Here is a 6,935-nt window from a genome sequence, read left to right as displayed (position 1 = left end):
AGGCATTACTCACCCGTCCGCCGCTCGCCACCTCATAAGTAAACTTACTTGTGCTGCCGCTCGACTTGCATGTGTTAGGCCTGCCGCCAGCGTTCAATCTGAGCCATGATCAAACTCTTCAATTAAAAGTTTTTTGTTTAACTCGCGTTAAACGACTCAATGAATTCTACTGTTTTGATTCGCTTTGCTCACTAAGAAGCATCGCGTTTCAATTCATACATTACTGTATGTACATATTGCTATGAACACTCATTCATTGATTTAATTCTTTGATTACTCGCCAAACGGCAGAGTAATTTCGATTAACTCAACACCTGTGAGTGCCCACACAGATTTGCTTGATAAATTGTTAAAGAGCATGGTTATTTACCTTAAGCATTTAGCGCTTTTGGCTTTCACCGTTGACCCCGCTGGGCCAGTGGATGCGCATTATAGGGATGTCAGATTTTACCGCAACCCCTTTAGGCAAAATAATTAGAAAAAGCGATGTGAATGCGCATTTTTTAAACCAAACCTAGGTTTTAGCGCCTAATTCGCTGTAATTTCCATCACGTTGGCTATCTTTATCGCCTGATAACGCCGTTAGCATCGGTCACTAAGCAAAACGATAAAGCCAATACCGCACTTTTTATTGTTAAGCTCGCGCTTCAAGTTCAATCTCACGGTTCAAATAGATTGATGCACGCTTTAAGTTGCAAGAATAGGCTACTTCTTTAAAAAACCCGGTACATCGGCAATGCTATCGAGCACCACAGACGCCTCGCTATCATCAGCAATGGCTTTACCAGTACGGACGAGAATACGTGTCGGTACACCCGCAGCTTTTGCGGCAAGCATATCGTCGGCTTTATCTCCTACCATCACAGATTGGGACAAATCGATTTTCAAAAATTTTGCCGCGTCGAGTAACATTCCTGGTTTGGGTTTGCGACAGTCGCAATCAACTTTATATTCACCAATCCCTTTTTCGTTATGGTGCGGGCAATAATAGATACCATCGAGGTCGACACCTTTATCGGCAAAGTTCCAATCCATCCATTCGGTGAGACTGTGGAATTGGTCTTCGGTATACATGCCACGGGCAATTCCCGACTGATTAGTGACCACCACCAATTTGTATCCCATTTGCTTTAATGCAAGGCACGCCTCAAATACGCCTTCAATATATTCAAAGTCATCTACCTGATGCACATAACCATGATCTTTGTTGATCACACCATCACGGTCCAAAAAAACAGCTCGATTGACTGCACTCACAGTACTACTCCACTCACAAAAAACAGCGCTTAATGCGTAATTTTACTATTATTCCATCCATTGCAAGAAATTGCACCGCGAAGTTGACGGATACCACTAGGCAATTTGAGCTTGATTCATATTCTGACAATTCATTTGCGATAGTAACGGCTATAAATGGTCGATTAACACATCTTTAAGGGCGAATTCGTCCGCGAATATTTGTTTTAGCCATCTAGTCGATGCGCAGCTCAATCGAGCTTTCCCTTTATTTGTGCTGTTTTTAACGGTAATCTTGCACGGATAACAATAAAACACCTAAAAATAGACGGTCATAATGAGTCGAACTACGCCTATAGTCCATAAAACCCGCACCCAGTTAGTTGTAGAGGTGCTCAGAGAGAAAATACTTTCGGGTGATATAGCCGCAGGAGAACCACTCAGACAAAGCGCACTAGCCGAAGCATTGAATGTTAGCCGCATTCCGGTAAGAGAAGCCTTGCTGCAACTTGAAGCTGAAGGGCTGGTAAAATTCGAACCCCATAAAGGGGCAACGGCGACTGAATTATCCGTTGAACAAGTGACCGAGCTGTTTGAGTTGCGCGCCATGATCGAGACGGATCTGCTCGCCAAAGCCATTCCACGACTTCAAGAAGAAGATTTAATAAGAGCTGAACGCGTATTAGAACAATTGGAATCAGCCTTTAAACATGAAGATGCCGTCGCCAGTTGGAGCGAGCTAAATACACAGTTTCATACCTGTTTATACCAAGCCGCCAATCGCCCACATACGCTAGAGGTCGTACATGGCCTCAATACCAACTGCGATAGATATATTCGTTTGCAATTACTGCTCGCAGGAGGCATTCCCGCAGCAGAGCACGAGCACCGCGAACTGCTCAATTATTGTAAGCAAAGAGAAACAGAGAAAGCCACGGCGTTACTGCGACATCATATTTTGCATGCCGCAATGACAATTCGGGATCTGGTCGCCAAACAGGTGGTATAGATCACGGACTGTCATTCGTTATACCGATAAGCTTTGTTGTCGATTTGAGGCAGCACTAAAGGTTCTGCCTTTTTTATTTGAGAGAAAACACCATGCAGTACGCCACAATCACTGGCTGGGGAAAATGTGTTCCACCCGCCACTTTGACTAACGATGATCTTGCCACTTTTATCGAAACGTCCGATGAATGGATTAAATCACGCACAGGGATCAGTCAACGTCATATCAGCCATGTGAACACCTCGGAATTAGCCTCAGTTGCCGCCAAGCGTGCGCTTGCAGCGGCTGGGATTGAGGGCAGCGAAATTGATATGATCATTTTAGCCAGCGCTAGCCCAGATACTTTGATCCCCAATATAGCCTCAACAGTGCAGGCCAATATTGGTGCAAGCTGCGCAGCCTTTGATATCAACGCCGCCTGCAGTGGTTTTTTGTACGGCTTAGGTTTAGCTAGCTCACAGATCAAGAGTGGTCAATGCAAGAAAGTCCTCGTTGTGGGCGCCGAACGCTTATCTTTCTACCTCGATTGGTCTCGCCGTGAAACCGCCGTATTGTTTGGTGATGGCGCGGGCGCAGTTGTCGTGGAAGCGACCGATATCCCTGGTGGCGTATTAGGCTATGAGCTGAATAATGATCCCGATGGCCGAGACATCCTCAAAGCGGGTTTCGGTACCGCGATGGATCGATTCTCCGCCGAATCATTAGACTTTTACATCCAATTTGATGGCCAAGAAATTTTTAAACGCGCCATTAATGGTATGAATAAGCTAAGCACTCAAGTGCTTGAAAAATGCGGCGTCGATAAGGATGAAGTTGATTTAGTGATCCCACATCAAGCGAACGAGCGCATTATTGATACCCTCGTTAGCCGCATGAAGATCCCTAAAGAAAAAGCCTTTGTGAATATTGCTAACTATGGCAATACATCGGCGGCAACGATTCCAATCGCGATTTGTGATGCACTCGAAAAAGGGTTAATTAAACCGAACCAAACCATTCTTTCTTGCGCCTTTGGTGCGGGATTAACCTCTGCTGCATTGCTATTGCAATGGGGTGAACGTGTCACGCCAGTGCAAATCAGTGATGCCCAATTACCGCCTTGCGATCAAAGTGGAATCGAGTTGGTAAAACGCGCTGTAGACTATTTCTGTAAGTAAGTTTATGCATATAAAGGCCATCATTGGATGGCCTTTATATATCTGTAAGCGCTGATGCAAAATGCATTTCATCCCAGTAAATCCCCTGCCCAAAATAAGCTGCGAGTTTTTGATTTAACTCATTAAAGCTTTTAATCGCTCGTTCTTCACCGCACAGACATGACCACACAAATCGGTGGCAATTATTGTCAAACAGGTCATATTCACGGTACTGATAAATCGTCCGCTCGGCTCGATTAACAATGGTATTGGCGATAAGCGGTTGATGTTGATGATTACAGGCAATAAAAATTTGGCTACCTGTTCGGCCCGCTAAAAATCGCTTTACCGATACGGCTCGAACAAGCCCTGAGCCATGTAACTCCACGATGCAATCATCCGCTAACCAAATCCCAGTATGCTCAATCACCCCAAACACATAACAACAAACGATACTCCCAGGTTGTGGCGTGACTTGCTTAAAACCCTTTTGCCATTGGCTCGGCGCAGTAATCATCGCCTGCTTTGTGCTTACTTGGCGAGGAACGCTGCCTAATAGTCGGTTGCGTTCAAGCTGTTGTCGCTTTTCGCGTTCATCGGCGAGCATCAATGCGCCCATCGCTGCACCGCCAATCCATAGTAACGGTAGTGGCATGATCTTCTCCTATTCGCTTAACACTCTATACAACGCAGTAATACTCGCGTGCACCACTTGCTCAACACAACTTGGCAATAGCAACCAATCATCGTATAAGCTAAGCAATCGCAAATGCCTCACTCGTAGTGAGTGTAGTCAATGAGCCATTAATCAAATATGAAAAGCCTTCTGTTCCAGAAAAGATTGCGAATGAAGTGGCTTAACGTGATTAGGTCAGTAAATCCCCGACCGAAATATCTGCACCTCCCCCCATGGCCGCCACTTGTGCTAATAATAACTCCGCACAGGCTAATGCATCGGTTAATGCACTATGGGCACCGTAAATCGGTAAGTGATAACGCTCTCGACAGGCTCCAAGCCTTAGACTTCCTTCTTTAAGTACCGAATGCTCACGTAATAACCGCTGTTTCTCAAGTACTAAGGTATCTATAGCGGGGAGTAAAACGGCTTGATGGTAGATAGCCAATATATCTTGTTGTAAAAAACGACAATCCAGTGGGGAGTGATGGGCAACTAATACTCGGCCACGGGTTTGAGCAATAAACCATGCCATAGCCTCCTCAATGCTCACCGCTTGGATTAAATGGTTGTCGAGAATCCCATGAATCGTCGCACTTTGGCCGACACTGCCCTTAATTTGCACTAATTTTTGCTGCGCCTCACCAAGGGGGATCACTCCATTTTCAATGGGGACTAAGCCAATGCTTAAGATTTGATCCTGAAGGGGATCTAACCCTGTCATCTCCAAATCCATCGCCATCAAGGGAGCACGATTGATGGGCAGCGCCATCAGCGGGATTAAGGACTGATAATAATCCTTAAATAATTGATGCTGACAGCGCAGTGCTCGCCATTGCAACTTAGCATTAATCAACCAAGCGCCCATTAAAAGCTCCGCATAAATTTCATCTTCATGCCCGACTGGGCGTCATGAACCACCTTGAAGGCATCCCGTAATTGATGCCGAACTAAAGAAGATAAATGTGCGGGTAACAGATAGTTACTAATCTCAAGTCCCTGCGTATGTTGATAACCTTGGTTTGATAACCGCATATGGGCGATAAACTCATGGGCATCGGCTAAGTTAAGCGCATCCTTACGATTAAGAATATTAGCGTCCATCAGTGCCCGAATGCGTTTGGCGGTATTCACTTCTTTAATGCCCGCAGACAGGGCATATACGCGAGCAATATCATTGATCAAAGCATTCCCCTTATGCTTTAAATCAATGCCTTTTACCTCACTGCCATCGCGCTCTAACACAAATTTTCGAAAGAATCCTAAGGGCGGAGACTCGATTAAGGAATTGCCAGTCAAACCCGCGAGAAAAATATCGTTGTCTTTGGTCTGTGCCAACACCTTATCCTGCAATGCATCAAATAATGATAATGGGCCAAATACCGAACGCATATCGAAGAAAATACTTGCATGCATCAATGCCTTAGGCTCTGGCGTGACAACCCACTTTTCAAAAACCTGCTGCCATTCTTTGAGCGACATACGCCACTTGGGATTTTGCGCCATGATATTACCAGGGCAAAAGGCATAGCCACACTGATCAAGCCCTGCACAAACCGCATGGGTTAACGCATCAAAGTAGCCCTTTGCAAAATCATCCATTTCCTCGGCCACCAGCAAGCCGTTATCTTGATCCGAACAGGCGGCTTGGTCTTGCCGCCCCTGCGAGCCAAAGGCTAACCAACAAAACGCCATCGGTGCCTCACCGAGAATTTGCTGATTTAACACAATCAATCGCCGGGTTAAGGCATCGGTGACCGAGGTCAGCACGCGACCAATCTCCTCAGCCCGTGCATCAGCACTGATTAAATTTTGCAATAACAAGGGGATTTGTTTACTAACGCTAATGAGACTAGCGAGATCACGTTGGCGCTCGATTTCACCAATGAGGAGTAATGGCTGCGAACCTTGACCGCGTAAAATATCGGTACTAGTCACCATGCCAATGGCTTTCACTTCCTCGCTATTTTGCTCATCAATAATCGGCAGATGGTGAATATTATGTTCACTCATCAATAGCATAGCTTCAAAGATCAAGGCATTCGATGAAATCGAAATCGGTGAAGTCGTCATGGCTTGATGCACGGCAATTCGGCCATCAAGCCCAGCGGCGAGCACTCGATTGCGTAAATCTTTATCGGTTAAAATCCCCACCAGCTTACGATTATCGGTGACGAGTAAAGACGATACCCGCGAGTTACGCATCAAAAGGGCTGCTTGCGTTACACTTGCGTGGGCGTCGATCATAATCGGTGAAGATGACATTAAGGTACTAATACGACTGGTGGTCGTCAGATCTTTAGCCTTAAAACGCGCTTCATGGCGTAACCGTTTGGCAAAAGCACGGGTAAAAAATTTATCAAAGTGCCGACTCTCACTTCGTAGCTGATCGAATAATGCCTGTGGTAAGTGGTATACCAAACTGTCTTCAAGAATGGCGACCCGATTGACTACCTTTTCCCCTGACAATAGCGTCGAAAAACCAAAAAACTCCCCTTCGGCGACTCTATCCACTAATACCCCTTCGGGATCGCGCACCTCAAAGGCACCGCTGCGGACCAAATACAATTTCGGCGCATCGGCATCAAAGGTCACAAACCCTGAGGCTTTACTGTAATACCCGACGATGACTGACTTAGCACAATGACGAATGGTTTCGTCAGGCAAAGTATCAAAGGGAGCTGTAGACGTTAAAAACTGCACAACGGGTTGTAATTCGCTGGTGTTCATAGCAACACCTTATTTTAGGTGAATTTTATCCCACTATAACGCGCTCGATTGTTGGGCCATATACGACTAAAGTCAGGCTCAAACTCTGCACTGACACCACCAAAAACAAAAGGACGCAAACGCGTCCTTTTCTCTTAATCTAGGTGAA

Annotated in this window: 6 protein-coding genes and 1 rRNA gene; 2 read left to right on the top strand and 5 right to left on the bottom strand. The window is 45.7% G+C overall.

All coding sequences use genetic code 11. The annotated features are described in order from the left end of the window. Together IEY09_RS10570 and gmhB are read right to left on the bottom strand one after the other, a co-directional pair. Positions 1 to 125: ribosomal RNA gene (locus IEY09_RS10570) — 16S ribosomal RNA — on the bottom strand; the annotation flags it as partial. 580 nt (positions 126 to 705) lie between these two features. Beyond that, positions 706 to 1,257 carry a D-glycero-beta-D-manno-heptose 1,7-bisphosphate 7-phosphatase gene (gene gmhB / locus IEY09_RS10565; protein ID WP_037419937.1) on the bottom strand — a complete coding sequence of 184 codons (552 nt, stop codon included), beginning with the start codon at positions 1,255 to 1,257 and terminating at the stop codon, positions 706 to 708. A 316-nt stretch (positions 1,258 to 1,573) separates the two neighbouring features. Here gmhB and IEY09_RS10560 point away from each other — a divergent pair, with 316 nt between their 5' ends. Together IEY09_RS10560 and IEY09_RS10555 are read left to right on the top strand one after the other, a co-directional pair. Then, positions 1,574 to 2,245, top strand: a complete 672-nt coding sequence (locus IEY09_RS10560) for a GntR family transcriptional regulator (RefSeq protein WP_037419935.1) — start codon at positions 1,574 to 1,576, stop codon at positions 2,243 to 2,245. 92 nt (positions 2,246 to 2,337) lie between these two features. After that, positions 2,338 to 3,402, top strand: coding sequence for a ketoacyl-ACP synthase III (locus IEY09_RS10555; RefSeq protein WP_037419932.1), 1,065 nt, complete (start codon positions 2,338 to 2,340; stop codon positions 3,400 to 3,402). A gap of 34 nt (positions 3,403 to 3,436) precedes the next feature. Here the strand turns inward: IEY09_RS10555 and IEY09_RS10550 are convergent, their stop codons facing one another. The 3 genes from IEY09_RS10550 to IEY09_RS10540 form a co-directional block, all read right to left on the bottom strand. Further along, positions 3,437 to 4,036: a lecithin retinol acyltransferase family protein gene (locus tag IEY09_RS10550; protein WP_188870979.1), complete on the bottom strand. Its 600-nt coding sequence runs from the start codon at positions 4,034 to 4,036 to the stop codon at positions 3,437 to 3,439. 211 nt (positions 4,037 to 4,247) lie between these two features. Continuing rightward, positions 4,248 to 4,925, bottom strand: a complete 678-nt coding sequence (locus IEY09_RS10545; RefSeq protein WP_047533629.1) for an exonuclease domain-containing protein — start codon at positions 4,923 to 4,925, stop codon at positions 4,248 to 4,250. Beyond that, on the bottom strand, positions 4,925 to 6,787 hold the full coding sequence (locus IEY09_RS10540; protein ID WP_188870977.1) for a DUF294 nucleotidyltransferase-like domain-containing protein: 1,863 nt from the start codon (positions 6,785 to 6,787) through the stop codon (positions 4,925 to 4,927). Before IEY09_RS10540 ends, IEY09_RS10545 begins: the two co-directional genes overlap by 1 nt. Positions 6,788 to 6,935: the final 148 nt, after the last annotated feature.

Origin of the sequence: Shewanella xiamenensis (assembly GCF_014647135.1) — a bacterium.
In the GTDB taxonomy this organism is placed as follows: domain Bacteria; phylum Pseudomonadota; class Gammaproteobacteria; order Enterobacterales; family Shewanellaceae; genus Shewanella; species Shewanella xiamenensis.
The sequence above is the reverse complement of the archived record's forward strand: the minus strand, read 5'-3'. Positions and strand labels throughout refer to the sequence as shown.